20 protein-coding genes are annotated in these 25,775 nt (G+C 43.9%); 10 read left to right on the forward strand and 10 right to left on the reverse strand.

The annotated features are described in order from the left end of the window. Window positions 1–89 precede the first annotated feature (89 nt). Window positions 90–296 carry an HRDC domain-containing protein gene (locus tag ACFO0S_RS04420; protein ID WP_378140619.1) on the reverse strand — a complete coding sequence of 69 codons (207 nt, stop codon included), beginning with the start codon at window positions 294–296 and terminating at the stop codon, window positions 90–92. 89 nt (window positions 297–385) lie between these two features. On the opposite strand from ACFO0S_RS04420, the gene ACFO0S_RS04425 reads away from it, so the two are divergent. Next, window positions 386–544, forward strand: a complete 159-nt coding sequence (locus ACFO0S_RS04425; protein ID WP_378140597.1) for a hypothetical protein — start codon at window positions 386–388, stop codon at window positions 542–544. Window positions 545–828: 284 nt separating this feature from the next. Here the strand turns inward: ACFO0S_RS04425 and ACFO0S_RS04430 are convergent, their stop codons facing one another. The 5 genes from ACFO0S_RS04430 to ACFO0S_RS04450 all read right to left on the reverse strand — a co-directional run bounded on the left by ACFO0S_RS04430 (window position 829) and on the right by ACFO0S_RS04450 (window position 6,343). Further along, entirely contained in the window at window positions 829–2,355 is a 1,527-nt protein-coding gene (locus ACFO0S_RS04430; RefSeq protein ID WP_378140598.1) for a tripartite tricarboxylate transporter permease, read from the reverse strand. A gap of 12 nt (window positions 2,356–2,367) precedes the next feature. Beyond that, window positions 2,368–2,826, reverse strand: coding sequence for a tripartite tricarboxylate transporter TctB family protein (locus ACFO0S_RS04435; RefSeq protein ID WP_378140599.1), 459 nt, complete (start codon window positions 2,824–2,826; stop codon window positions 2,368–2,370). Window positions 2,827–2,882: 56 nt separating this feature from the next. Further along, window positions 2,883–3,908: a tripartite tricarboxylate transporter substrate binding protein gene (locus ACFO0S_RS04440; protein ID WP_378140600.1), complete on the reverse strand. Its 1,026-nt coding sequence runs from the start codon at window positions 3,906–3,908 to the stop codon at window positions 2,883–2,885. A 172-nt stretch (window positions 3,909–4,080) separates the two neighbouring features. Beyond that, window positions 4,081–4,758 carry a response regulator gene (locus ACFO0S_RS04445; protein ID WP_378140601.1) on the reverse strand — a complete coding sequence of 226 codons (678 nt, stop codon included), beginning with the start codon at window positions 4,756–4,758 and terminating at the stop codon, window positions 4,081–4,083. Further along, the gene (locus ACFO0S_RS04450; RefSeq protein WP_378140602.1) at window positions 4,742–6,343 is read right to left on the reverse strand and encodes an ATP-binding protein; all 1,602 of its coding nucleotides are present in this window, start codon (window positions 6,341–6,343) and stop codon (window positions 4,742–4,744) included. The genes ACFO0S_RS04445 and ACFO0S_RS04450 overlap by 17 nt, the downstream gene beginning before the upstream one ends. Window positions 6,344–6,841: 498 nt before the next feature. On the opposite strand from ACFO0S_RS04450, the gene ACFO0S_RS04455 reads away from it, so the two are divergent. Then, on the forward strand, window positions 6,842–6,943 hold the full coding sequence (locus tag ACFO0S_RS04455) for an SEC-C metal-binding domain-containing protein (RefSeq protein ID WP_378140620.1): 102 nt from the start codon (window positions 6,842–6,844) through the stop codon (window positions 6,941–6,943). A gap of 23 nt (window positions 6,944–6,966) precedes the next feature. Here the strand turns inward: ACFO0S_RS04455 and ACFO0S_RS04460 are convergent, their stop codons facing one another. Beyond that, window positions 6,967–7,392 (reverse strand): hypothetical protein, encoded by a 426-nt coding sequence (locus tag ACFO0S_RS04460; protein WP_378140603.1) that lies wholly within the window; start codon window positions 7,390–7,392, stop codon window positions 6,967–6,969. Next, window positions 7,392–7,697, reverse strand: coding sequence for a hypothetical protein (locus tag ACFO0S_RS04465; RefSeq protein WP_378140604.1), 306 nt, complete (start codon window positions 7,695–7,697; stop codon window positions 7,392–7,394). Before ACFO0S_RS04465 ends, ACFO0S_RS04460 begins: the two co-directional genes overlap by 1 nt. Window positions 7,698–7,832: 135 nt before the next feature. Here ACFO0S_RS04465 and ACFO0S_RS04470 point away from each other — a divergent pair, with 135 nt between their 5' ends. The 3 genes from ACFO0S_RS04470 to ACFO0S_RS04480 all read left to right on the forward strand — a co-directional run bounded on the left by ACFO0S_RS04470 (window position 7,833) and on the right by ACFO0S_RS04480 (window position 12,894). Further along, entirely contained in the window at window positions 7,833–8,330 is a 498-nt protein-coding gene (locus ACFO0S_RS04470; RefSeq protein ID WP_378140605.1) for a histidine phosphatase family protein, read from the forward strand. Between the two features lie 194 nt (window positions 8,331–8,524). Next, window positions 8,525–12,625 (forward strand): tetratricopeptide repeat protein, encoded by a 4,101-nt coding sequence (locus tag ACFO0S_RS04475; protein ID WP_378140606.1) that lies wholly within the window; start codon window positions 8,525–8,527, stop codon window positions 12,623–12,625. Between the two features lie 20 nt (window positions 12,626–12,645). Beyond that, the gene (locus ACFO0S_RS04480; RefSeq protein ID WP_378140621.1) at window positions 12,646–12,894 is read left to right on the forward strand and encodes a glycerol-3-phosphate dehydrogenase C-terminal domain-containing protein; all 249 of its coding nucleotides are present in this window, start codon (window positions 12,646–12,648) and stop codon (window positions 12,892–12,894) included. 108 nt (window positions 12,895–13,002) lie between these two features. Here ACFO0S_RS04480 and ACFO0S_RS04485 read toward each other — a convergent pair whose 3' ends face one another. Then, a complete protein-coding gene (locus tag ACFO0S_RS04485; RefSeq protein WP_378140607.1) occupies window positions 13,003–14,454 on the reverse strand; it encodes an S-layer homology domain-containing protein in 1,452 nt (483 codons plus the stop codon). Between the two features lie 133 nt (window positions 14,455–14,587). Here ACFO0S_RS04485 and pcp point away from each other — a divergent pair, with 133 nt between their 5' ends. Together pcp and ACFO0S_RS04495 are read left to right on the forward strand one after the other, a co-directional pair. Further along, window positions 14,588–15,205: a pyroglutamyl-peptidase I gene (gene pcp / locus ACFO0S_RS04490; RefSeq protein WP_378140608.1), complete on the forward strand. Its 618-nt coding sequence runs from the start codon at window positions 14,588–14,590 to the stop codon at window positions 15,203–15,205. Between the two features lie 223 nt (window positions 15,206–15,428). Beyond that, window positions 15,429–15,881, forward strand: a complete 453-nt coding sequence (locus ACFO0S_RS04495) for a cupin domain-containing protein (protein WP_378140609.1) — start codon at window positions 15,429–15,431, stop codon at window positions 15,879–15,881. A 136-nt stretch (window positions 15,882–16,017) separates the two neighbouring features. On the opposite strand, the gene ACFO0S_RS04500 is transcribed toward ACFO0S_RS04495, so the two are convergent. Beyond that, the gene (locus ACFO0S_RS04500; RefSeq protein ID WP_378140610.1) at window positions 16,018–16,689 is read right to left on the reverse strand and encodes a serine/threonine protein kinase; all 672 of its coding nucleotides are present in this window, start codon (window positions 16,687–16,689) and stop codon (window positions 16,018–16,020) included. A gap of 537 nt (window positions 16,690–17,226) precedes the next feature. Here ACFO0S_RS04500 and ACFO0S_RS04505 point away from each other — a divergent pair. The 3 genes from ACFO0S_RS04505 (at window position 17,227) to ACFO0S_RS04515 (ending at window position 25,669) form a co-directional block, all read left to right on the forward strand. Then, window positions 17,227–24,021: a pullulanase gene (locus ACFO0S_RS04505; protein ID WP_378140611.1), complete on the forward strand. Its 6,795-nt coding sequence runs from the start codon at window positions 17,227–17,229 to the stop codon at window positions 24,019–24,021. Between the two features lie 99 nt (window positions 24,022–24,120). Then, window positions 24,121–24,579, forward strand: coding sequence for a VanZ family protein (locus ACFO0S_RS04510; RefSeq protein WP_378140612.1), 459 nt, complete (start codon window positions 24,121–24,123; stop codon window positions 24,577–24,579). Between the two features lie 187 nt (window positions 24,580–24,766). Further along, the gene (locus tag ACFO0S_RS04515) at window positions 24,767–25,669 is read left to right on the forward strand and encodes an NAD-dependent epimerase/dehydratase family protein (protein ID WP_378140613.1); all 903 of its coding nucleotides are present in this window, start codon (window positions 24,767–24,769) and stop codon (window positions 25,667–25,669) included. Window positions 25,670–25,775: the final 106 nt, after the last annotated feature.

Below are 25,775 nucleotides of genomic sequence, written 5' to 3' on the forward strand. Positions count from 1 at the left end.
TCAACTTCATTCGTATTAGAAAAGGCTATCCAAGTAGATGATTGTGTAATCTGTCATCTCGCTTGCCATAGCCATTTTTTAGTTGTGTCTTACTTCATATTGACAAGGGTATGTCCTTGTATGATCTTAACAACCTCTACGCCAAACTCTTCCACTTTCTGTTTACCGATTCCATCAATTTTCAATAATTCTTCTAGCGTCTGAGGTTTCTCTTTGACCAGTTGTTCTAACGTTTGATTCTTAAAAATATGATAGGCTTTACGATTTGTTTGTTTAGTAAGGTGAAGTCGAAGAATATGAGAATGGAGAGACTATTTGTTCTAGTTTCGCCTGTTATAATGAGAAAGATAATGAACAGGGAATACATGAGAAAGCAGGGATCTCCATGAAACTATACACACTCGGCGAACTACTCGTCGATTTTACACCGGTGGAGGTGGGAAATCACTCGGTGCCGGTCTATGAACAGAACCCAGGCGGTATTCCTGCGCTTCCGAAGAGAGAAACCATTGATGAGATGGTGACGAAGCATTCGGGAATATAAGGCCGATTGATTTCGTTACTTCCTTAGAATGGTTCATACGAGGAAGGTACGTCATGTATGGTTGGTTGTTGTAAGAAGTTTCGCAGTAAAGGGAATAAGATGAACGATCCCCCTTCTCCTCGCGAGTAAGGGGGTTCTGTTTTAAGAACACCTGAAATTAAATAGCCGGCATACTGTAATAAAAAGTTACGACTGCAACAGCCAATACAAAGCCACTACCAATTACGAGGTAGTGGCTATTACTACATAAAAACCCAGTACCACACGTGGCACTGGGATAAAGTTTACGCTTCCTCACTGACAATGACATTCTTCCCACGAAGGCGCAGAAGAAGGGGAACGATTAGCCACAGCAAGGTGATGATTAAGAACGTTAATGAGAGTGGGTTCGTTAAGAAGATGCTGAACTCACCATTTGAAATTGTTAAGGCACGGCGCATGTTATTTTCAATCATTGGACCAAGTACAAGAGCGAGAACGAGTGGTGCTAGTGGATAATCATGCTTCGCCAGCAAGTAACCGAATACCCCACATGCAAGAAGTAAGAACAAATCAAACGTCGTATATTGCACTGCATATACACCGAAGATCGAGATAGCAATAATAATCGGAAGCAAATACTTTTTCGGTGTTTCGATAATTTTCGCAAACACTCGCACGAGCGGCATGTTCAAGATGAGGAGCATCAAGTTCCCTAAAAACATACTGGCAATCAAGCCCCACGCCACTTGTGGGTGTTCTTCAAATAAAAGTGGGCCTGGCTGAATGTTGTACATAATGAAGGCCCCCATCAATATTGCTGTCGTCCCTGAACCCGGAATTCCAAGTGTCAGGAGGGGAATCATCGCACCGCCAGACGCTGCGTTGTTGGCAGACTCTGGTCCGGCAACCCCGGCAATATTTCCTTTCCCGAAAGAGTCTGGATTTTTACTGATTTTCTTCTCCATGATATACGAGAAGAATGACGCAAGTGTGGCACCGGCACCCGGTAGCACACCTAGGAAGAAACCGAGAAGCGAAGAGCGACCGATTGGCGCAGCACTTTGTTTCAAATCTTCTTTCGTTGGCATGACTTTCGTGATCTTTGCAACAGGCTCATCGTGCGTCTCTTTTTCAAAGATTGTCTTAAACACTTCCCCAAGAGCAAAGAGTCCAACGGCAATCGTCAAGAACTCGATTCCGCTAAATAGAATGGGGGAGTCGTACGTGAAGCGGGCGATACCTGAAACGGCATCAATGCCGATGGTGCCGAGCATTAACCCGACGACCGTCATGATGAGTGCTTTCGTAATCGATTTTCCGGCAAGACCACTGACAGCTGCAAGTCCAAGAAGCATTAATGAGAAATAGTCGGCTGGACCGAAGTCAATAGCAATCCTCGATAAAGGTTGGGCAAGTAGAACCAGACCAATTAAAGAGACGATTCCAGCCACAAAGGACCCGATTGCCGCAATCGCAAGCGCTGCCCCTGCACGACCTTGCCGCGCCATCTGGTAGCCGTCTAGCGTCGTCACAACAGAAGACGATTCACCTGGTGTGTTCAGCAGGATGGATGTCGTCGACCCACCGTACATGGCACCGTAGTAAACGCCTGCGAGCAAGATAATGGAACTCGTGGCGGCCATCTCGACAGGAAGTCCGGACGTGAGGGTAGCTGTGATGGGAATGAGTAAAGCGACGCCACTCATTGGGCCGATTCCCGGTAGAACGCCTACCGCTGTACCGATGATGACCCCGACTAGCGCAAATAAGATGTTGTGCCACTGGAATGCGACAAGAAAGCCGTTAAATAGATAATCAATTGTGCTCATTGTGTCACCCTCCTATATAGGGAAGCCCGGAAGAGAGCCACCTAAAATATATACGAATCCGAAATAAATTACGCCTGAAAAAGCAGCGGCAATGATAAGCGATGACAACCACTTTCCACGTTCAAGTGTTTGAAATGTGACAAACAAAAAGGCAAACGTCGTAATCAAATAACCAAGTGGTTCAAGGAGGACCACATATGTAATTGCAGCGCCTAGAATAATGAAGAATCGTTTGTACTGCGGTGAGGAAAGGGATTCTTCTGAAGCCTTGGCTTCCGCTTTCTTTTTAAAGCTTTCGATGATGAGGAGAATACTGAGGGCAATCAACGCGATTCCAAGGCCCATCGGGAAAATTTTTGGTCCAACAGATGACCCGTATGCGCTGTCGGAGATTTTTAAGGCTTCTGTGAAAAACAGAACGCCGATGATGAAAAATAAGAGGCTCGCTATTTTATCAAAGCGTGCTGTCATCGCTGTTCACCTTCCTAAATAGAGATGTGCGAGCAAGGGCTGCCCGCACACATTCTTTATTTTTGCATATCTAATGCGGTTAAGATTTCAGTAATTACTTGCTCTTGTTCTTCAAGGAATGTTGTGAAGTCGTCGCCTACGCGGTATTCATCCGCCCAACCGTTTCGCTCCAGTTCCGCTTGCCATTCGTCCGTCTTCACCATTTCGTCCAGTTTTTCCGTCCAGTACGCTTTTGCTGTATCAGACATGTCCTTTGGTCCGAAGAGGCCGCGCCAGATCGTGAACTCTGCGTCAATGCCGAGGTCATAAAGTGTTGGAACGTCTTCAAGTCCTTCAAGGTCGATTTTCTCAGGAGACGTCACAGCTAACACGCGCACGTCACCACTCTTTACATAGGAAGTCACTGTGGATACGTCAGTACCGATGGCATCCGCGTTCGAACCAAGAAGGGCAGCCATCGCTTCACCACCTCCATCATACGAAACGTACTTTGCTGTTTTTGGGTCGATGCCGTACTCATATGCAGGCATGATGGTCAGCAAATGGTCCATTGATCCTGGTGCCGATCCACCGGCAAGAGTGATGGACGTTGGATCCTCTTTGATTGCATCCAGTAAGTCTGTCAATGTTTCAAATTCAGAATCCGCTTTTACAACGATGGCACCAAAGTCTTTCGTTAGCTGCGCAAGTGGTGTTGTATCCTTGTATCCGTAAGGGCTATTTCCTTCTGCTTTTAAGTTATTGATCAGGATCGGTGGTGACTTGACCATCAACATGTGATCATTGCTTGCTTCTTTCGTTGCGTACGTAGCCATAAAGACGGCACCCCCACCGCCCGGTTGGTTCTCAACTGTAATGGCTTTGTCCACCAGTTTCGTTTCGCTCATCACTTTGCTGATGGCACGCGCTGTTAAATCCCATCCACCGCCAGCTCCGGACGGTGCTACAATCGTCAAGTTGTTCTTTGGATACACTGCTGCTTCTTTTCCAGATGCTGCATTATCCCCAGCCGAACACGCAGCCAAGCTAAGAAATAGAGCAGCCGATGCGGCAAGTGCCGTCAATTTTTTTCCAACCTTCATGTGAGTTCCCCCTTTTTAGTAAAGCGCTTTCATTTGCTTTCGCTAAGAGTAAATCAATTTCAGAAAATTGCATACATTACATACATATTTTCCTTTTTCTACATTATGTGCATTTTGTTCAATTGTGTGCACGAAAAAATCCTTCCGCTCACATCGTGAGGGAAGGGTGCAATCATTTTAAAAAGTAGCGTCGTTCCGGACGACCAACAGTCCCGTAAACTTGTTCAACTGTCAGCGTCTGTTCGGCTACTAGATGTTCTAAATAACGTCTGGCAGTAGACCGACTCATGCCGAGTTGATTGCCAAGAAATTCAGCAGTGATACCGTCCGGGTGCTCGGTGATTACTTTCGAGACTTTTTCGCGTGTCAGTCGGTCGATACCTTTTGGAGCGTGTGTTTGTTCCGTAGTAGCTGTTTGTTTGAAAAGTTGACGAATTTGTTCTTCGGTGAGTTCTGTCGACGAACTGAACAATTCCTGCTTGCGTCTGTATGACGTCAAGCACTCTGTAAACATCTGCATCGTTAATGGCTTAAGTAAATAATCTTCAATTCCGGAAGCGTAGGCTTTCCTTACGATATCGACTTCTGTAGCTGCTGTTATCAAGATGATGTCCGTCTGCGGATGTGTCCGTTTCACGTACTCTACAAAATTCGTCCCAAGGTCATCCGGAAGATACACGTCAACGAGGACCAGTTTCGGTTCCAGTTCTTCCATCCATAGCTTTGCTTCCGCCACGGTATGGGCGATGCCAACCGCTACAAAGCCGTCTACTGCAGCCACAAATTTCTCGTGAATTCGCGCTATGCGCGGGTCGTCTTCTACGATGAGGACTTCAATTTCTGGTGCCATTTTGTCCCTCCTTCGGTAAAGCAATAACAAACAACGCGCCGCCTAAGTCACCTGTTTCAACAGACACGTGGGCCCCGAGCGCTTTCGCGTTTTCCTGCACAATCGCCAGTCCGTATCCGCGTAAAGCAGCGTCTTTTGTGGACTGTTTTCCTTTAAATAAATTTGGTAAGAGTTCAGGTGCGAGACCTGGACCGGAATCTTCGATTTCAAACAAGATCTCGTTGGCTGATTCCTGCACGTAAAAGCGCACAATCCGTTCACCAACTGGATTTTCTTCCACCGCTTCAAACGCATTGACGACAAGGTTCCCGAGCAGGGATATCAACAAGTGCTTCTCCACAGTCTTTGGAAGCGTGGAGCATTGGCTGTCTTGGTCAAGTGCCAGTTCAATCTTCAGCTCGCGCGCCCGGTTGTAAAAGCCGATGACCATGGCGCTGATATACGTATCTTCAATGTGGCGCGACACAAACGCAATGAGTGCAGCGTTTTCTGTTTGCTGTTGATGGATCAGGTCGACCACTTCTTCGTATTCCTGAAGCTGCAGAAGACCAGAAATCATATACAAAAAGTTTTGGTGTTCGTGCGTCTGAGCGCGCAGTGATTCCGTATAGCGCTTCGTCTGCGCCAGTTCCTCCGCAATCGTATCGATATCTTCGATTTTCCGGAAGCTAGCAATAACACCTATCACGCGGCCGTTACGGTGAATCGGAATGCGGTTGACGAGCGTTTCGTTGCCACCTAGCATCATCATTTTGTCGAGCTCGGCTTCGCCGGTCTCTATAATGTCAAGGAGACGCGTATTGGGAATCACGTCCTGCACGGGTAGTCCTTGAATCGTATCGCGTTCCGGGAAGAATGCGTCCGCTGCAGGGTTGCTCAGGGCAATCCGTCCCTCCATATCGACTACTAAGATGGCTTCGCGGATTGAAGAGAGCAATGCGTTTCGCTGGGTAAGAAGAGATGCGATCTCTTCCGGTTCATAATCAAGTAATTGACCTTTAATGCGGCGAGTAAGGAATTGTGATAATAACGCCGACACAATCATTGCAATAATAAAGATGATAATTAAATATTTGGCATAGTCGAGGTTGATTAGGAAAATGGTATCAAGCAAATACCCGACCGAGACAACACCGATAATATTGCCGTCTTCATCAATTACCGGAGCTTTCCCGCGAATGGCTTTCCCGAGCGTACCGGTCGCTTGCGAGATGTACGATTCACCGCCCTGAAGCGCCCGCTCATTGTCATCTCCAACCATCCGTTCGCCGATTCTCTCTGACACAGGGTGGGCGTAGCGTATCGAGTTTTCATCTCCAATGACGACATACTCCGCTTCGACTTCTTGCTGGATGTTGAGAGCCAATTGTTGAATTTCTGGTGTGGATGCATCTAGTTTCAGCGCCTTGATCACAACCGGGTGTTGTGCAGTAGTTTCCGCTATATTTAGTGCGCGCTCGCCGATTTCCTGCCGAACGCTATGCGCCATGACAAAGTACGACGCCGTAATGACCAGGACGAGAACGGTCATGGTCAGCGCGAGCATATATTTCATGATTCGGTATTGGAGACTAGCTCGCTTCATGAGTGCAACTCCTCAACGTCGATTCGACAGAATTATGTTTATTATACAAAAATGAAGAGGAGAGGGATAGGTAGGGATTCGTGGTGGATGAAGGCGAACAGTAAAATAAACAACGAGATTCGTAAAATCTCACTAGGATTGTTGCAAACTTAAGGAATGTTGAAATACTGGGAATTGATAGAGTATTTAGAGGTAGGTGTATGGACTTGTAAAACCGACGGAAGAGAGAACCCTGGTTCTTGGTCTACTTTATAAAGAACAGTCCTATTATCTGGCGTCTGAAATGTATAGAGATTATGTAGTGGCCGGTGGTATGGAGAGAATGCTCACCCAAACGTTCTTTTACAGACGGTACTTCAAAAAGTTCCAATCTACATGGTGGATGATTTAACTAAATAAACGAAACTTTTAGCTAATGTTGCATATGCCTCTTCGCAGTGGGAATTAAATGGGTATTCCCCAAAATAACTTTTCAAACTTATTCACTACTCAACTACGATTAGTGAAGAGAAACAGAATCTACCTACTAAAGCAAGGCGTAACGATCCATGTCCGTGTGGGAGTGGAAAGAAATATAAAAAGTGTTGTGGGGCGTGTTAGAATATGAAAAACCCTTTCCACCATTATTCTTTCGGTGGTAGGGGCGATTTGTCTTGTAAAGAGAACTTTTTCCAACGACGTGTACTTTGAAATATTTTGCCAGATTTCTCTACTTTTTTAATAGCACTTAGTCTCTTAGAGGCAAGTTTAAATACCATATCTCTTGATCGTTTTTCGATAGCTAAAAGTTGTACAACTTTTAGGACTTCGATTCTGGTCTCCGTTATGCGGAATATGATTCGTATACCTGCATCTCTAAGTTTTATCTCCTTACATCCTGCTAACTTCAAATCTCGTTTATTACCTAATGATTTTCCTACTTCGTCTGCTCGGTATTCTAGTTCGTCGAGTGATTTATTCACTATAGTAAGTACTGGATTTTTTAATTTGGCATATTCTTTTGCAGCATCTGGATCAAATCGTAAATCAAACTTTGGTTCTTTTTCCATTACTCATCTTTCCGAAGAGATTTCCAAGAAATCGCGGATTCAGGATTTGCATCTAATCGAGCCAGTCTCTCGGTAAGAACCCGAGCTTCTTCAGCTTCTTCCAGTTCAATAAGGCGGCCATACATTTCTTCATAATAAGAATAATCAAGAACTACAGTGTCAACTGAGCCGTTATCCATGATGTACTGTGGTTCTTCCTTAGCTTTTTTACGAATCGAGCCAAACTTTTTTGCGGCAGTTCCAGCATTAGTAAGCTGCTCATTTGTGAACATTGGTTTTTTTGATCGCATGGTATAAACACTCACTTTCATCTTCCTCCTTTATACTATGTATTAATTTATAATAAGTATACAACAAAATGCGGTAATTGACACGGTTAATGGACCGTACAATTATACGTATAATTAGTGATATCTTAATGAAATAATAGAGGTTAATTAATGAAAAAAATATACATCATCCGCCACTGCCAAGCAGAAGGACAGGCAGCGGACGCAAAACTGACTGAACTAGGTGAAAAACAAGCTGAAGAACTCGCACGATTTCTAAAGAATATTTCCGTGGAAATAATCATTTCTAGTCCATACATACGTGCAATCCAAACTATTCAGCCGTTAGCATTACAAAAAGGAATTGAAATCGATACAGACGTTCGCTTGAAAGAACGTGTTCTGAGTCAGCATTCTCATCCGGACTGGCTTGAAAAATTGCAAGCAACATTTAAAGATAGTGATTTAAAGTATGACAGCGGTGAATCGAGTAACGAGGCCACTGAGCGAATTCGAGCAGTCGTAGATGAGATACTCGAATCAGAATATGAGACAGTTGTCCTGGTCACGCACGGGAACTTGATGAGTCTTCTTCTGAGAGAATATACCGATGAATTTGGATTTAATGAGTGGCAGACTCTATCGAATCCGGATGCATATTTGATATAGGGGAGTAATGAGATAACGAGTTGCGAACGGGTATGGGAGGAGAACAGGTAAAATCGAGTAGTGACTACCTGAGCAGTGGCAACTTCAAAAACAGGCCTGGATATCTCTTCAAAACAGGTCAAATGTCCCTAGGGGATTACATCCTGCCAGTATAAGATGAAATTTGAAAAACTTTTCATAGAATGGAGACACATATGACCATCACCACTCAACCAACTGTTCAGGATCTCATAGCTTCTCTCTGGCAAAAGAGGTCATGGACTCACCTCAAGTCGTTTCTTTCTACACTCACCACGGAAGATGCCTACAACAGACTTATCACACAAGCCCAACAAGAAGGTATGCCCCAGTACGCAGTCATTTTGAAGCGTCATGCCCATAAAAAATTTCATTCATTTCAAACGACTCTATGGCAGGCGGAAGTGCTGTTTATACGTGGCGAACATTTTAAAGCGGAACAACTGCTTAAAACAAAAGCCATGCTTGCCGCATTTGATGACATCTCGGATGAACAACGTGCTGAAATGGCAAGACTCCTTGCACGTGTTTACAGCGCTTTACAACGATTTCACGAGGCGGAGGAGCAGCTCAAACAACTCGAGCAACTAGGAAAGCGCACGCTCGTAGATATGGTTCGGTTCCTGATGGCAAAGGGAGAACGCCAGCAAGCAATCGACCTCATTCAATCTTTGGCACCTGATCAAATTGCAGAAAACCAACATCATTTGCTGCTATTCTTAAGCGATTTATATCTTCTTGAAGGACAACCAGAAGTAGCTCGCACACTATTGAAAGAAACGTTGTCTCATCATCCGGAAGAATTTCTCGTGCGTATGGACTTGGCATCGGTTCTTTATGTTACTGGCGATTTGGAAGAGTCTTTGGTGGAACTTCATGCCGTCAATGCCTGGAATCCGTTCCATTACGCAAAATGGCCATTTATCATGCTCGAAGCGCATCTTCTATATAAATTGTCACGTTTCGAAGAACTAACCCATTTAGTAGAAGGACATCGTTCATTTTTCCAAAACCATGTGTATGGCAATTTTCAAGCAAATGGGGAAGGGAAACGAGTTCTTCTTGAGCTCACTCAACAAGTTCAACACGTTAATTACTGTGTTCCGGCTGCATTGCAGCTTATTTTGCAGGCGTTTGATGTGACGGAACAGCAAGAAACGATTGCTAGAGCTGTTAGGGAAGATGAAGGTACACAACTTCATCATGCTAGAGAATATATGAACCAGTTGGGATACGAGAGCCTGTACTTTAAAGGAGATCTGGCTACCTACAAATCGTTGCTTGATCAAGGTATTCCGATTCTTGTCAGCACGCTGATTGAAATGAATGCTCATGTCCAAGTCGTGGTCGGCTATGATGACAGACTTCAAGCGTTATATATACAAGACCCCAATGAAGTCCATCCCTATGCGCTCGCATACGATAAATGGCAAGAGACTTATCAGTTGCGTGAAGGTCTGAGTGTTGTCTTTCTTCCGGAAGCGAAAAAAGATCTAGTGATCCAGTTTGATAGAAACGCTCACGCATTTTTTGATGCGCTCTATACCTTGACAGCGGAAGAGTCGACAGAATCTGAGGACATTCTCACATTTTCTGATCAACATCCAGACAATTTGTCGGTTGCGGTCATGGGACTTCTGTCTTTAACCAGTCAAGCTAGCTCGGAACAAACAGAACGCTGGTTACGTGTATTAGAAGAGAACATTACGGCTACGCATGAGGACGTTCGGCTGTTAAGAGCTCACCATGCCTTTTGGATTGGACATTACAAAGAAGCGTTAAATGCTCTGGAAGGTCCGGAGTTACACTTAAATTCCAATGCCTTGTTCATCAAAGGCCTCAGTCATCTCAAAATGGATGCGCTAGACGAAGCAGAAAAAGCTTTGTATCAATCTCTTGAAGTCAATCCGCATCAAGCAGTAGCCTATAGTTACCTAGCACGTATCGAATTGCAACGGGAGTGGAGACTGCGAGCCTATAAATGGGTAGACATTGCAAAAGAATTATCACCAAACGACTCGTTTGTTCGTGCGACCGAAGCACTTGTCTACTTTGAAAACGGCGTCTATGAAACGGCCTATCAATTGTTTGAGAGTCTCGTAGCTGAAGACTCGAAGGATAGTTATGCACTGTATGAGATGGCACGTGCCAAACAATTCTTGGGTGAGATGGATCAGGCACGAACGCTTTACAAGGCTTCTTTAGAAATTGATCACGTAGAGCCTTTCGCTTATTTACGCCTAGCTGAGATAGAAGATGATTTTGTACAGAAAAAAGCCCATCTTAAACAAGGAATTGCAAACTTGCCTGAGCAGGGTATCTTGTATTCAGAACTTGGACTTCTAGAAGAGCAAGAAGGATTATTTGAAGCCGCACAAACTCTTTTCGAAAAAGCGGTCAAACTTCAGCCAGCTGATACAGACGCAGTCTTCTATTTGGCACGCAATTACTTTAAACAGCACCGATTAGACGATGCATGGAAGATGTTGAACCCTCACCTGGAGTCGGAAGATCCAGTTCGTATGCTCCTTGCCGTGAGCTTCGTGATGAGTGAAATGAATACGACGGAAACAAAAGATCGTTTAATTACTCTGTTAGAGAGTCGTTTAAGAGAAGCTACGAATGACGACGTCGACTTGTATGCGATGACCTATGTCGACTTTGCTTCAGAAACACGCTACCGAAAACAAGTCATTGAGTTGTTTGCCGAGCTTCGCGCTAGACATGCAACACCAGAGCTACGGAGTCTAGAAGGGCAGTTGCATTTAGAAATTGGTACCCAACAATTTGCGAAAGAATTGTTCTTAGAAGCGGGCAAACATGAAGTGGCCCAGAACCAACTGGCCATGATGGCTCTTGCTGATGGGGATGTACAGTCGGCTATTGCTTACTATGAAAAGACTCTGGAACTGCAGCCTTATCAGACTGAAGCACTTCAAGGTCTTATGAACCTCTCAGTGGAACTGGAGAGTTTGGAAGTTTGTCTTGCGGTGACTTCTTACGTGCACGAAGTGACGACAGATATCATCGAGTTTGATCAAGTTTTAGAATGGATAGATGATGCGGAAGAGCTTGAACGAGTCCTCCCACTTATCGACTCTTTGGATGGCTACGTGTCAGCCAAGTGGTGGTATCTATTGAAAGCGCGCTGTGCTCATATCGTTGGGGATTTCTCGCTTGCGGAAACGTGCTATCAAAAGGCACTGGCAGAACATGATGCGGGAGTGGTCCTTTATCGATATGTTGAATTTTTACTTGAGATGGGTCGCGCTAACGAAGCATTACCTCTTATTCATAAAGAACTTCTGGCTCAGCCAGAGGATCCTGACTGGATTGGGCACTTTATCACTGCGCTTGAACAGAAAAAACGCATACCTTTACTTCTTCACCACTTGAAAAAGCTTCCAAAAGAGCATCGCAAGACCTATCTGGTGCATGCCGCTCAGCAGCTAGCACTTCGTTTAGCAGCTCTTAACGAGGATGAACCTGCCGGAATGATTGGTTCAATAAAGCAGAAAGCGCAACAATTCTTCTATGCGATCCGTATTATCCAGTTATATGAAGAAGCCATCAAACTGGATCCTAAGGACGTGACGACCATCATGGGATTTGCGGAATTTTATTTGGATGCAGATATGCCGGACGAAGCCATCAAACTATTGCGTCCACTGGTAAATGTCGAAGAATCTGAGGCTAAACGAATGCTTGTTTTTGCGTACGCGCAGCAACTTGCTGAGCGAGTCCATCCGAATGATGTGCAAATAGCTTCTCGCTATGCACAAGAACTCATTGCTGAAGATCCTGAAGACCTCTCTGTGTTGGACTGGTGGGCTCAAGTGCATGGTCACTCTGAAGACTATAAAACCTCTTTCCAAATTGTTTCACAAGCGCTCGCTATCGACCCGTACCATGCTGATTTTCTGAACATGGGGTGGAAGTCGCTTGAGCTGAACTACGGTGAGAAAGCCCTGCCCCATTTAGATAGGTTTGTTGAAAGCTGGCGACCGGTCATGAAACAACATACTGAATTGTTGCTCATTCGTGCCGTTACGCTCAACGACTTAGGGGAGGGGCAACGTGCAAAAGAATTACTCTCGTTAATTCCTTCCTATACGCTGGAATACATGCCGTCATTATTTGAAACTGCACGAGCAGAAGTTTTGCTCGGTCATCCTCGTAAAGCGAAACGTCTTATGCAGGAAATACTGAGGGGAGACGATGGAACATATGAGGCAATGGCGGAGGAAGATCCGCTATTGGTAGAATTGTTAGGATAACTAGTAAGCCTCTTCAAAAAATAGAAGAGGCTGCGGGAACTAGTATAATGGCTATGCTTCAATATGGCATAGAGTATGAGATGGTATTAACACCTTCGGATTTCTTTATACGACAAACAGGAAACCTCCTATTCGATATCGAAAAGGTAGAGAAGTATAAACATCTTGTTATTGAAAAGATGAAAGAAATGTTGAATGGGAGTTCAGAACAATCAATGAGGTGTTTAGAAGAATTGAATGATAGGCTTGTGGAAGTAGCAGTGAACTAGAAATATCTTGTAACAAAATGAAACAACTTAAAGTTTCAAAAAATACCCACTCATTTAGCTCTATTCATACACGGAGCTAGGAAGAGTGGGCATTTTAGTTTAATAACCTTATTTCAAATTCTGTGATGATACATATAGATACTGTTTCTTCCCATCAATCACAACTTCAACTGGATACCACACGAAATTGTGTTTCGCATGAACGTTTTGGTCATAAAGTGGGGCACCAAGGATTCTAACTGTTGAACCTGCAGCTGCATTGATAACTGTTGAATTCACTGTCGTTGGTTTATCGCGTAAACGAGAGTTGAGGAGTATAGCTTGATCTTCTGCTTTATAGCGGTCTCTTGAGTGAGTCGCTTCCGCATTTAGTATAAATTGTTTTTCCTCAAAAACAATATTCTCTGCCGAACCTGAAGCGTAAGTGAAATCGTCCGATGTCATACCGATCGAACGAATTGATGTTGGCACATAACTTGATGTATTAATTTCATCATACACACGCTCTTGATAGGCATTAGGGTTTACTGCTCCTGTTGCCTTCACAAATGGACTGTTAACAGGTTTTGTTCCATTGTAGGCCATTACCGCGAAGTACCAGCTTTCTAAGTTGTTTGGATCGTGATTTCCAACTTTCGGGAGGTCCGAGCGATTGAAATGGTAGAGTAGCATATCAATAGCAGTTTCTACATTATATTGTATACTCGTTTTCAGTTTCTCAACGTCATAACCAACCGTGTTCGTAATTTGAGTAAGACCAATACCGCCATCATCGGATACAATGGCTTTTCCATTGTTATCAAAGTGCTGCCAGTTGCCCATTTCTTCATTAATAATTCCTTTTACAATCTCCGGAGGAATAATCCCGTCAGCGGAGCGAGCTGCATTTGTGACTAGGCAGTTAAGTGCTTGGCGAGAAGGGTTTGTAACTCGAGAATCATCGTACTCACAAGTAGCAGACTTAAGACGTAACTCTGCGTTTAGTGCACGAGCTAAGAATGCTGAGAATTCTCCACGCTTCAAATTCCAATCTGGTTCGAACCGATTTGCATCAATGCCACCTGTAATTCCGAATGCATGAATCTTTCGAATCTCCGAGTAGCCTTTCTTAGACATAGGAACATCCGAAAATTCTTTAGATGACTCTTCTTCAAGCTTAAATGCGCGGGCCAACATGAGTGCCATTTCCGCACGTGTAATGTTTTTCTCTGGAGCAAATGTGGTGGGTGAAGTTCCTTGAATAATTCCGACTTCAAATCCTGATTGGACAGCACCAGCGTAATTGGAATTGACATCTGTAAATACAGTCTCTCGAGCGGAAGTATCTAAATCAAACGCACGAGCAATCATGAGCGCTGCTTGACCACGCGTCAAATTTTCAAGTAATCCAAATCTACCATCCTTATAGCCGGAAATAACTCCTTCGTTCACTAGGTATTGGATATGCTTCGAAAATTGGTGTGACGTTGGTACATCTGTGAATTCACTTGTGTTCGCAAATGCTGAGGATGAAAGCAACAAGCTGCCTGCAAGTACGGTACTAAAAAGTAGTTTCTTCATATGTATAGCCCCCTTACTTCCAGTTTACAGGAAAATATAGGGGGTTGAAAGGAGTTTGAGTAAAGTTTTGGATTCCGAAATAAATTACATGTATACTAAAAGAAAACTAGTAGATTGTGATGGTGACTAACTCATGAAAAAGCTTATGCTAACAGGATTCGAACCCTTTCTATCCTTTACTGTCAATCCGACGATGAAAATTGTAGAAGAACTGGATGGACAGCAGATCGGTGGATATCAAATCGTTGGAAAGATTTTAAGTGTGGACTTCAAACAAACGGGGGATCAGCTTGTCGAGTTGCTTGATAAAGAGCAGCCGGATGCGTTGATTTCGTTAGGTCTTGCAGGCGGAAGATATAAAATTACCCCGGAACGCATTGCCTTGAATTTTAATGATGTAGTTGCAACGAATACGGACAATTCCGGAAATGCACCCATTGATGAGCCGATTGTTGAAGGTGGACCAGCTGGCTATTTAAGTACATTGCCTTACCGCAACATGATTAACCGATTGCTCGAAAGTGGCTATCCGTCAGAAATCTCTAATTCAGCAGGTACGTACTTATGTAATCATACGATGTACAAAGGACTGCATTATTTTGCGGAGAAAGGGATGAATGTGCCATCCGGATTCATCCACATCCCTGCCTCTCATGAACTAGCCATCCAGCACGGTCGCATTCCTAGCTGGGGGCACCAGGACTTACTCGAGAGCATCAAGATTTGTATCGAGGTGCTGGGAGAAGAATAAGGTACATCTTCAAATGAAGAGAACCATTTATTGATACATTAAAATAGACCTATTCTCCGCATAACTGAGAGTAGGTCTTTATTTATATAGACTTTGCCCATGCCTGCTTAGATTTGGTCGCATACATTACGTATATGAACCAAGAAAGGATATGAGAATGTTTCATTTTCCCCCGAAATTCTCTATGTGCCCATATTGCCATGGAAATCTAAATTATCCTCCTATGACAGCTCCTTCAACAAACTCGCCTCAACAAGGAGAGCTTTGTATTAAAGATTACGGTCCCTATCCTTTTGTTATAAATATTGAAGAAGCAACTCTTCAGAACGAAACATTTCGCACAGCACTTTGGACTGGAGACCATTTACAAGTCACTCTCATGAGTATAGGTGTTGGAGAAGACATCGGATTAGAACGACATCCAAATCTTGACCAGTTTTTACGTATTGAGCAGGGGCAAGGTCTTGTAGAAATGGGGCCGACGAAAAACCAGCTTTTCTTTAGGCGGAGAGTAAGAGACAATTATGCGATTGTCATTCCAGCAGGCTACTGGCACAACTTGACGAATACTGGCAATCAACCGCTTAAACTTTACTCGATTTATGCACCACCGAACCATCCATTCGGAACTGTACATCGTACAAAAGAAGATGCGATGGAAGGGGAGGAGAGTTAGTAGTAGAGTAATTGGTTGATTACTGCTATAGAAAATACAGTGAGACCGGTCTGATTTTTTTACAAATCCAAACCGGTCTCAAAATTTGCTATCAAAACATCTAGGAGATTAAAGATGTTCAACTCTCTATTTGATACTACTTAATAAACAACAACCTCAACACACTCTTCGCAAAGTCTTCAAATGTCGACTGACCGGACTTTTGGTTATACCACTTGCGCACAGTTTCCACGAGCCAGAACGGCACTGCATTGCCTTCAATGAGGTGGTAGTATTTCTCGTATCCTTCTTTTAAATGTTCCCATCGAAAATCATTACCAGGTAAAACATATTCAGAGACATCAATGATCTTTGCACGCCCATCTTGTAATAGGATGTTTTTTAAGTGAATGTCTCGAGGATTGAGTCCTTTGCTGCGTACATACTCTCGCGCATCTTCCACATCTTTCACCACTTGTTCAGCAATGTATACACCTTGCAATAAGCAATCAAATAATGTGATGCCTTTTTCGTAACTGAGAACTAGATAATCTTCACCGCTCGCATGGCATGTCGGGAAGTAAGGAGAAGCACCTAACGTGTCATATACCTGTGCCTCAGTAGCTACTTTTTCTCGTTTTTCACGGGCATACAACTTGTAGGCGTATCCGGGAGTAGATAATGATTCAAACACCGCCGCATCCGTGCCCACTCCGATGCAGCGTAAATCATCCGTTTCGCCTTCAATTGTCACCGGCTCATTGTTCGGGTGAGAGGTCACCGTAATTTTTTTTAGCTCATCTATGGGATCATCCCAGTCGTTTCTCATGTTTTTTCCTCAATTCGTCGTACATAAAGTTTTTAGAACTTATTATTTTTTTATTATACGCGAAAGCGGAAGAGAATATGTGGTTAGAGATTGGGCTAATAAGTGTATGATTGGATCGCATAGTGCCAGTTCTATGGTTTCAGAGACAAGTTGGATCTACTAAGAGGTCATGTTGGGTCTACTAAAAGGTAAAGTTGGATCACATTCCGCCAGTGCTATCGTTTCTAAGACAAGTTGAATCTATTAAGTGTCTAACTTGAATCCTCTATAGCCCATAACCTTAAAATAGCCAACCATGTAACTCCAATTACTCGAAAGCATTGCTCTCGCACCCACTCTTTGCAAAAACCTACTAACTTTCTGCTAATTTTAGAAATACATATATCAATTGTCCGAACTTTCTAAAAATGTATTGCTGAATGAAACTAATCCACGTAAAATTAAAGATGAAGATTTGTGCAACCGTTTGCACAAATTCTTTCAAATTTACTTTGAAAGCGATTACATCACCAACAAAACAGAGGAGGAAAGTGAGGAATGAAGAGAAAAAAACGAAGTTTTTCGATTCTTATGACCGTCGTCATGCTGCTAAGTGTCTGGTTACCATTTGTACATGGACCAAAAGCAAGCGCTCAAATGAGCCAGACACCCGTAGTCAGCAAGACAGATACGGAGGATCGTACTGTGCGTTTCACCTATGTCCGTGAAGATGCCAACTTTGGCGACTGGAACATTTGGGCTTGGAATACCGGTGTAAAAGATGATCAACTTGATTTTGAAACCTATGAAGGGACAAAGGCTATTGCAAACATTGCCGTTGGACCTGCTACTCAGCAATTTGGATTTGTTTTAAGAAGCACCTATGATTGGGATACAGGCGAGAAAGAGTTTGGGGATCGTTTTATTCCCGTAAATAAAAATGATTCTCTAACGAAAGCCATCATCACGAGTGGTGTAGAAGAAATTTTTGTTGTTCCGGACGGTTCAGCTCCGGTGATTCAACAAGGAGACGCCACATTCTTTTATCGTGACAAATCATTATTCGCAAACGATGCGATGGACACCATTGAAAAAGTCGAATTGAAATTTAATGGAGAAACGATCGAGATGACGTATGAACCGCAAAACGAGCGTTTCATCACAACGTATGAATCGATTCCAAATGGCAAAACGCCGTATAGTTACCTAGTGACTAGAAATGGAGTGACGGAAGAAGTGACCGATCCTTACAACACAGTGGACGGCGTGTCTTCGATTGATTTTCGTCAAGCGGATTTGACGGTTTCCGGTACTGTGTCACCGGCATCTTTCCATGCCAATCAACATGCAGTTCTGGACGTGTCACTTGAAGGGGTAACGGAAGATATCAAGATTTCAAAAATTACGGCGGATGTATCTGCTCTAGGTGGCAGCAGCCAGTTAGAAATTGATCCGGCACTTCAAAAAATCACGCTATCCGTAAAAGATGATGTGACGCCGGGCGTTAAAACGATTCCTCTCACAGTTACGGATTCGTATGGCAATACGTATAACGGGTCAGCGGAAGTAGAAGTAACGGCGTTTCAACAAACGGAAGGTGACTTCGACTGGGATGAGGCCATCATCTACTTTATGTTGACGGACCGCTTCTTTGATGGAGATGAAACGAATAACGATCCCTATAACCTCGGGTACGATACGAACAAACGCGGTACCTACCAAGGCGGGGACTTAAAAGGAATTACACAAAAACTCGATTATTTAGATGATCTAGGTGTGAATACGATTTGGATCAGCCCAATCGTTGAAAATGTGAAGTATGACGTACGCATGAATGAAGCAGGTGAACCGTATTATGCTTACCACGGCTACTGGGCAAATGATTTCGGTCAACTTAATCCGCACTTTGGAACCATGGAAGATTTCCATGAATTGATTGATGCGGCTCATGACCGTGACATGAAAATCATGGTCGATGTGGTATTGAATCACACAGGCTATGGCTTAAAAGAGTTGGACGCTATGAACAACCCTCCTGCAGGGTACCCAACTGATGACGACCGCGCGCGTTTTGCGAACCTTGTTCGTCAAGGGGCCAATGTAGGGTCGGATGAAATCCTTGGTGAACTTGCTGGACTTCCGGACCTGCGTACGGAAAATCCGACTGTGCGTCAACAAATCATTGATTGGCAAACAGCTTGGATTGATAAAGCCACAACCGGCAGTGGGAACACGATTGATTACTTCCGTGTCGACACCGTAAAGCATGTAGAAGATACGACGTGGATGGCGTTTAAAGCTGCTCTTACAGAAAAGAAATCGGATTTCAAACTGATCGGGGAAGCTTGGGGTGCACATGAAAACAACCAGCTTGGATACCTTGGGACTGGGATGATGGATTCCTTACTAGATTTTGAGTTTAAAAATACAGCCCGTTCGTTTGTGAATGGTCAACTAAAAGCAGCCAATGACCAACTGATTGCTCGTAATGACAAACTGGATAATACCGCAACACTTGGACAATTCCTAGGAAGTCATGATGAGGATGGGTTTTTACATTCTCTAGGTGGCGACGAAGGCAAATTGAAAGTTGCAGCTTCTCTACAAGCAACTTCAAAAGGGCAACCGGTGATTTACTACGGAGAAGAGCTTGGCCAAACAGGGGCCAATAATTATCCGCAGTATGACAACCGTTATAATTTCGCTTGGGATCAAATAGAAGGCAATGATGTGTTAGAACACTACACAAAAATCTTGAACTTCCGTGGTGACCATTCGAAAATATTTGCCAAAGGTGAACGTAACACAATCGGTGGATCGGATAAAGACAAGCTTATGCTGTTTTCGAGATCCTATAACGGTGATAGTGTCTATGTTGGACTTAATGTGGCTGAACAAGCGACGTCCATTGAACTGACTGTAAATTCACCAGATTCCGTAGTGACAGATGTCTACTCGAATCAAACATACACGGCAGACGAGCAGTCAAAAATGACGATCGTACTTCCTGCCATGGCTGACGGTGGAACAGTGCTGTTAACGGTTGAGGGAGGCGCAATCGTAGCTGCCAAAGCAGTTACAGGCGGTGAGGAAGAAGTTCTTCCAGTACCAGACAATCATTTACGCATTCACTACAAGCGTGATGACAACAATTACACCAATTACGGAGCATGGTTGTGGAATGACGTGAAATATCCATCGGCGAACTGGCCTGTCGGAGCGACCATGTTTGAACAAAAGGATAGCTACGGTGCATACATTGATGTGGAATTGGCAGAAGGCGCGAGAAACGTCGGTTTCCTCGTGATGGATGTGACAAAAGGCGATGCGGGGAAAGACGGGGGCGATAAAGGATTTACCATTGTCGACCCTGCGATGAATGAAATCTGGATCGAGCAAGGTTCTGATACTGTTTACACATATGAACCAGTCGACCTACCTGAAAATACAGTGCGCATCCACTATACGCGCACTAATGGTGACTATGAAAATCTAGGCATCTGGAACTGGGGCCAGGTGGTGAACCCCTCGGCCAACTGGCCAACAGGCGCTGTTGATTTTGACGGAGTAGACCGCTACGGTGCATACGCCGATATATCATTGACAGCAGATGCGAAAGAAATTGGTTTCTTGGTTGTGAATGAAGAGACACAGGAGAAAGATGGCGGCAATAAGACGTTTAACTTACTCGATAAATACAATCGTCTATGGATTCAACAAGGAGATGATACGGTCTACATCTCTCCTTACCAAGACGTGGCAACCGGGCTCGTTTCCGGAGAGGTCATTGGCGAAAACACTATTTCTCTTAACTTCACGATGACGGATGGTCTAGATATAGACCAACTTAAGTCCGGTCTTCAGATTCGAGATAGTGAAGACGCAGAAGTGACGATTGAGTCGGTTCAAATTGTCGACAATAAGAAAGTAGAAGTGACAGCAAACTTCTCTCTAGACAATGTTCCACTGTCCATCACATATGCTGGTCGTACAGTTTCTGCGACGTCGGGATGGCGTTTAATTGATGAACTTTATGGATATGACGGAAAACTAGGTGCACTTTATTCTAATGGAGATGCAACGCTCAAACTGTGGGCACCAAAAGCGACAAAAGTCGTTGCAAACTTCTTCGATAAAGATGATGCGGCGACATTCATCGGCAGTGTGGACCTGACAATGGGCGAACATGGTGTTTGGTCGAAAAAAGGAATAGCAACTGAACTAAATGTCGATGATGTGAAAGGTTATTACTATCAATACGAAGTTACGAATGCAGGCGTCACCAAAACGGTGCTTGATCCGTACGCTAAATCGATGGCCGCATTCACGGTCAATACAGAAGGACAACCAGGTCCGGACGGAGATACCGTCGGGAAGGCTGCCATTATTGACCTTGAGGGAACTGACCCAGTAGGGTTTAGTCATGCTGAGATTGATGGTTACGAAAAACGAGAAGACGCAGTGATCTATGAGATCCACGTCCGAGACTTCACTTCCGATTCGTCTATAAGTAAGGAGTTGACTAACCGTTTCGGAACCTACGCAAGTTTCGTCGAGAAACTGGACTACATCAAGTCACTTGGCGTGACGCACGTTCAGCTTCTTCCGGTCATGGCTTGGTACTTCGGTGATGAGACCGGAATGACTGAACGCGAACTTGAGTATTCCGCAGGTGGCAATGAATACAATTGGGGGTATGACCCTCATGGTTACTTCTCTCCAGACGGAGCTTACTCGCAAGATGCGACCAATCCGGAACTACGTGTCAAAGAACTGAAGGCACTCATTGATGCTATCCACGATTCCGGTATGGGGGTTGTACTTGATGTCGTCTATACACATATGGCGAAAGCAAGTCACCTCAATGATATCGTACCAGACTATTATTTCTACCAAGATGCAAACGGCAACTTTCTTGGTGGATTCGGAAACAACTTAGCAACGAATCACAAAATGGCAGAAAAACTCATGATCGACTCTGTGAAATATTGGTTTGACGAATACAAAATTGACGGCATGCGCTTTGACATGATGGGAGACGCGACGTATCCGTCCATTCAAAAAGCCTATGATGTGGCTGCCGCAATCAATCCAGACGCTCTGTTCATTGGAGAAGGCTGGCGCACATTTGCGGGTCATATCGCGGAACCAGACCTTGCAGGAATGGGAGCAGACCAGGACTGGATGAACAAAACAGATGACGTCGGGGTCTTCTCTGATGAAATTCGCAATGAACTCAAGTCCGGTTTTGGATCTGAAGGCGAACCACGCTTTATTACAGGTGGTGCGCGTTCCATACAAACCATCTTTAATAACATCAAAGGTCAACCATCGAATACGGCTCATGACGATCCAGGCGACATGGTGCAGTACATCGAGGCCCATGACAATTTAACACTCTATGATGTCATTGCCCAGTCAATCAAAAAAAATCCAGCGATTGCGGAAAATAATCTAGAGATTCACAAACGTATTCGTGTAGGAAACGCCTTGGTGTTAACATCTCAAGGAACCGCATTCCTACATGCTGGTCAAGAATTCGGCCGGACAAAACAATGGTTTAGTGAAGGGGTTCCGGAACAAAAGTATCATGAACTAAAAGATGAGAGTGGCAATTCATTTGGCTACTTCATCCATGATTCGTACGATTCGTCCGATGCCGTCAATAAGTTTGACTGGCAAAAAGCAGAGAACGCTGAGCTGTTCCCTGTGAACCATGTGACTAGTGAATATACGAAAGGCTTGATTGCACTTCGTAAATCCACGAATGCGTTCCGTTTAGGTGACAAAAATCTTGTGGATTCAAACGTGACACTTCTTGATATTCCGGAAGTGAAAGACAATGATTTAGCAATTGCTTATAAAGCACAGTCGACGGATGACACCGGTACGTATTACGTGTTTGTGAATGCGGACAACAAGAGTCGCATATTCTCATTGAACAATCTAGACCTTACAAAAGGTGCTGTCGTTGTCGATAACGACGAAGCGGGCACGAAAAACGTCAAAGAAGCATCAGGATTTACCTTATCGAAAGATCAACTGACTCTAGACGGATTGACTACGGTAGTAATCATGGTATCTGAGAAACCTGTCGACATACCTGTACAGAATCCCGCACCACCAGTACCAGGTGGACCACAGGATATCCTGTTGCCTCCTGGTGCAGTGGAAGTGATTCGAACCGTCCACACGAATGGCACTGTAGATGTTATGACGCGCACCCTCGCAAATCAAGTGGATGCCATCGTCTCAAGTATCTCCGAAACAAAGAACGTGATTCGCGTTAAGTTAGAGGACGCTCAGCCAAGAGAACGAATGATGGCGGCGCTTCCGGCACGGCTCGTTACAGAAGCAGTAAAGAAAAATAAGCAGATTATGGTGTCGGTCGAAGCAACAGATGCCGTTTATCACTTGCCACTTTCTGAAGTGGATGTAGCTACCCTTGCAGCAGAACTCGAGGTGTCAGTAGATGCTTTCGAACTGATTATCTCCGTTAACCCGGTCGACAATCCAATTTCTACACTATCCGCTGTTTCCAAAGCTGTGGAGTTTAAAGTAGAAGCAGTTAGTGGCCCGAATCGAGTAGAAGTGAATACATTCAAGCATTATGTGACACGAGAAATCGTCCTTGACAAGAATGTGAACCCGTCAAAAGCCGTTGCAGTGAAAGTGGAGGAGGACGGTTCATTCACAGCTGTGCCAACGACGTATGATGGAAATGTTGCGCAGGTTCATTCGCTGACGAATTCCTTCTATGTGGTTGTCGAGCAGTCGAAAACTTTCCGAGATATCGGCTCAGGACATTGGGCGAAAGGTTACATCGAAACGCTTGGCTCGAAGTACATCGTTAACGGAAAGTTAGACGGCACGTATGCTCCTTCTGTAGACATGACCAGAGCAGAATTCACAGTCCTTCTCGTGCGAGCCCTCGGTTTATCAGGCCAATCGTATGACGGACGATTCTCGGATGTGACAGGCAACGAGTGGTTCAATAAGAATGACGAATTGATGGCTGCGATCCATTTCGGCATCATTCAAGGTAAGGCAGATGGAACGTTTGCACCGAATGAGAAATTGACACGCACGCAAGCAGCTGTCATGATTGCTCGTGCTCTCGACCATGACATGTTAGACCTTGACGCAACTATTTATGATACGTCTAAACGTGTATCGCAGTTGAAAGACCACGAAACGATGTCTTCTTGGTCCAAATCAAGCATTGAAAAAGTGTACCAGGCAGGCATCATGTCTGGTATGGCGAATGGTCACTTCGATCCGCAAGGATACACAAAGCGTGACCAAATGGCGAAAATCCTTGCTGAGTTCTTGAAAGTGGCAGGATTGATGTAACTTCAAACAGGCCTATTCTGTATAGTCAAAACAGAATAGGTCTTTGTTGTGTTAAAATTACAAAAAAATCGTGAAATTAATGATTGAAAGAGGATACATATGAAAAAAACAATATCTTGGGGAGCTATTATAGGGTGTGCGGCGGTTATCTTTTATTTATCAAACCAACCTGCCGCGGTTTCTAAAGAGTTAAGTGGTCAAGTAAAGTCGATCATAGAAGGTGTCATACAATTGATGAAAGGAACCTCTGATGAGCCAGTAGTCATCTCACACAATACACTTCGAAAAACAGCTCATTACCTTATTTACTTAGTACTCGGGTTTCTTCTAATGATTGTATTGATGAAGGAGGGAAAGAACCTAAATAGATTTTTCATCGTCGTACTTATGAGTGCACTATTCGCTTGTACCGATGAGTTACACCAGCAGTTCATTTTAGGGAGGTCAGGAGAGCTTCGTGACGTTCTCATTGATACGTTGGGTGCTGCAACAGGGGGACTTGTATTACTAGGAATCGTTAATATTACTCGATCTATTAAAGAAAAATCATCATTGTGAAATCTGACCTACTAAGCGGTAAATTTGAAAAATTGATTACTTTTATTGTTAAGAATTTGTGTATTTCTTTCGGTAGTGTCAAAATAGTATTAATGAGTTGTCTCTATTCACTTATTTACACCTATGCCTTCTCAAGAATTCACATGCTATACTGAAAATAGGGAAAAGATGTAAAGGAGGGGCGGGAATGCAAGTTTTAGTAGTCGGTGGGCTTGGGTACGTCGGAAGCCATACCTGTTTGTCTTTGTTAGAAGCAGGACATTCGGTGCATATCGTGGATAATTTAGAAAACAGTTCGCTTGAAACGTTTAAATTGCTTGAGAAACTTTCCGGAAAAACAATTCCGTGGCATCGATTCGATGTCTCCGATGAGATTCAATTAAAACATTTGTTTACAGCTCATTCGTTTGACGCCGTTATCTATTTAGCAAGTCCATCTCCTAATAAGCAAAGCAGTGATGTCAAAAAGCAGACCATTTCTAGTGTAATCAAAGTCTGTGGGGTTTCGGGTATTGCAAAGTTAGTGTATCTGTCGAGTGCAGGAAGTCTGGATTCCAATTTTAAGCTCGAAAATGAAATCTATCAAGAAGCTAATACATATGGAGTGAAAGCTATCCTTTTGAGACCAACGACGATTTCCGGATGTCACCCATCGGGAATGTTGCCAATAGGCTCTCCGTATGCCTTAATTAATCAAGTAGGTTCTGTAGCTTCGAACGAAGAAGAAAAGGTACGTGTCTTTGGAGCGGATTACGGGACCAAGGATGGTACTGCCGCCCGCGATTATCTTCATGTGTTGGACGTAGCGCAAGCCATCACAACGTCGACTGGAAGCTTTCTGCTAAGAAGAGGGACGTATCAACTAAGTACGGGTGTGAGCACGACCGTTCTGGAAATGATTAATACGTATGAAGTGGTGAATCGTCTGGCAATTCCTTGTGAAGTGATTGAACGCACGGCAGCGGATGCTTTGGGTGTGGAAACGGACCTGCAGAGTTTCCGTGAAGTGACGACTTGGGAGCCGCAAAGAAGTTTAGAAGATATCTGTCGAGACATCCATAGTGTTAAATCGATTTATGAACTAATTTAGGGGAATACTGCAATCCATAAAATTTATATGATATTATCACGCGTGTTGATTAACCAAAATCAGGAAGTCTCAATTGCGTGAATAAGCCTGTACCCATCTACGACCT

Source organism: Chryseomicrobium palamuruense (genome assembly GCF_042649045.1).
In the GTDB taxonomy this organism is placed as follows: Bacteria; Bacillota; Bacilli; order Bacillales_A; family Planococcaceae; genus Chryseomicrobium; species Chryseomicrobium palamuruense.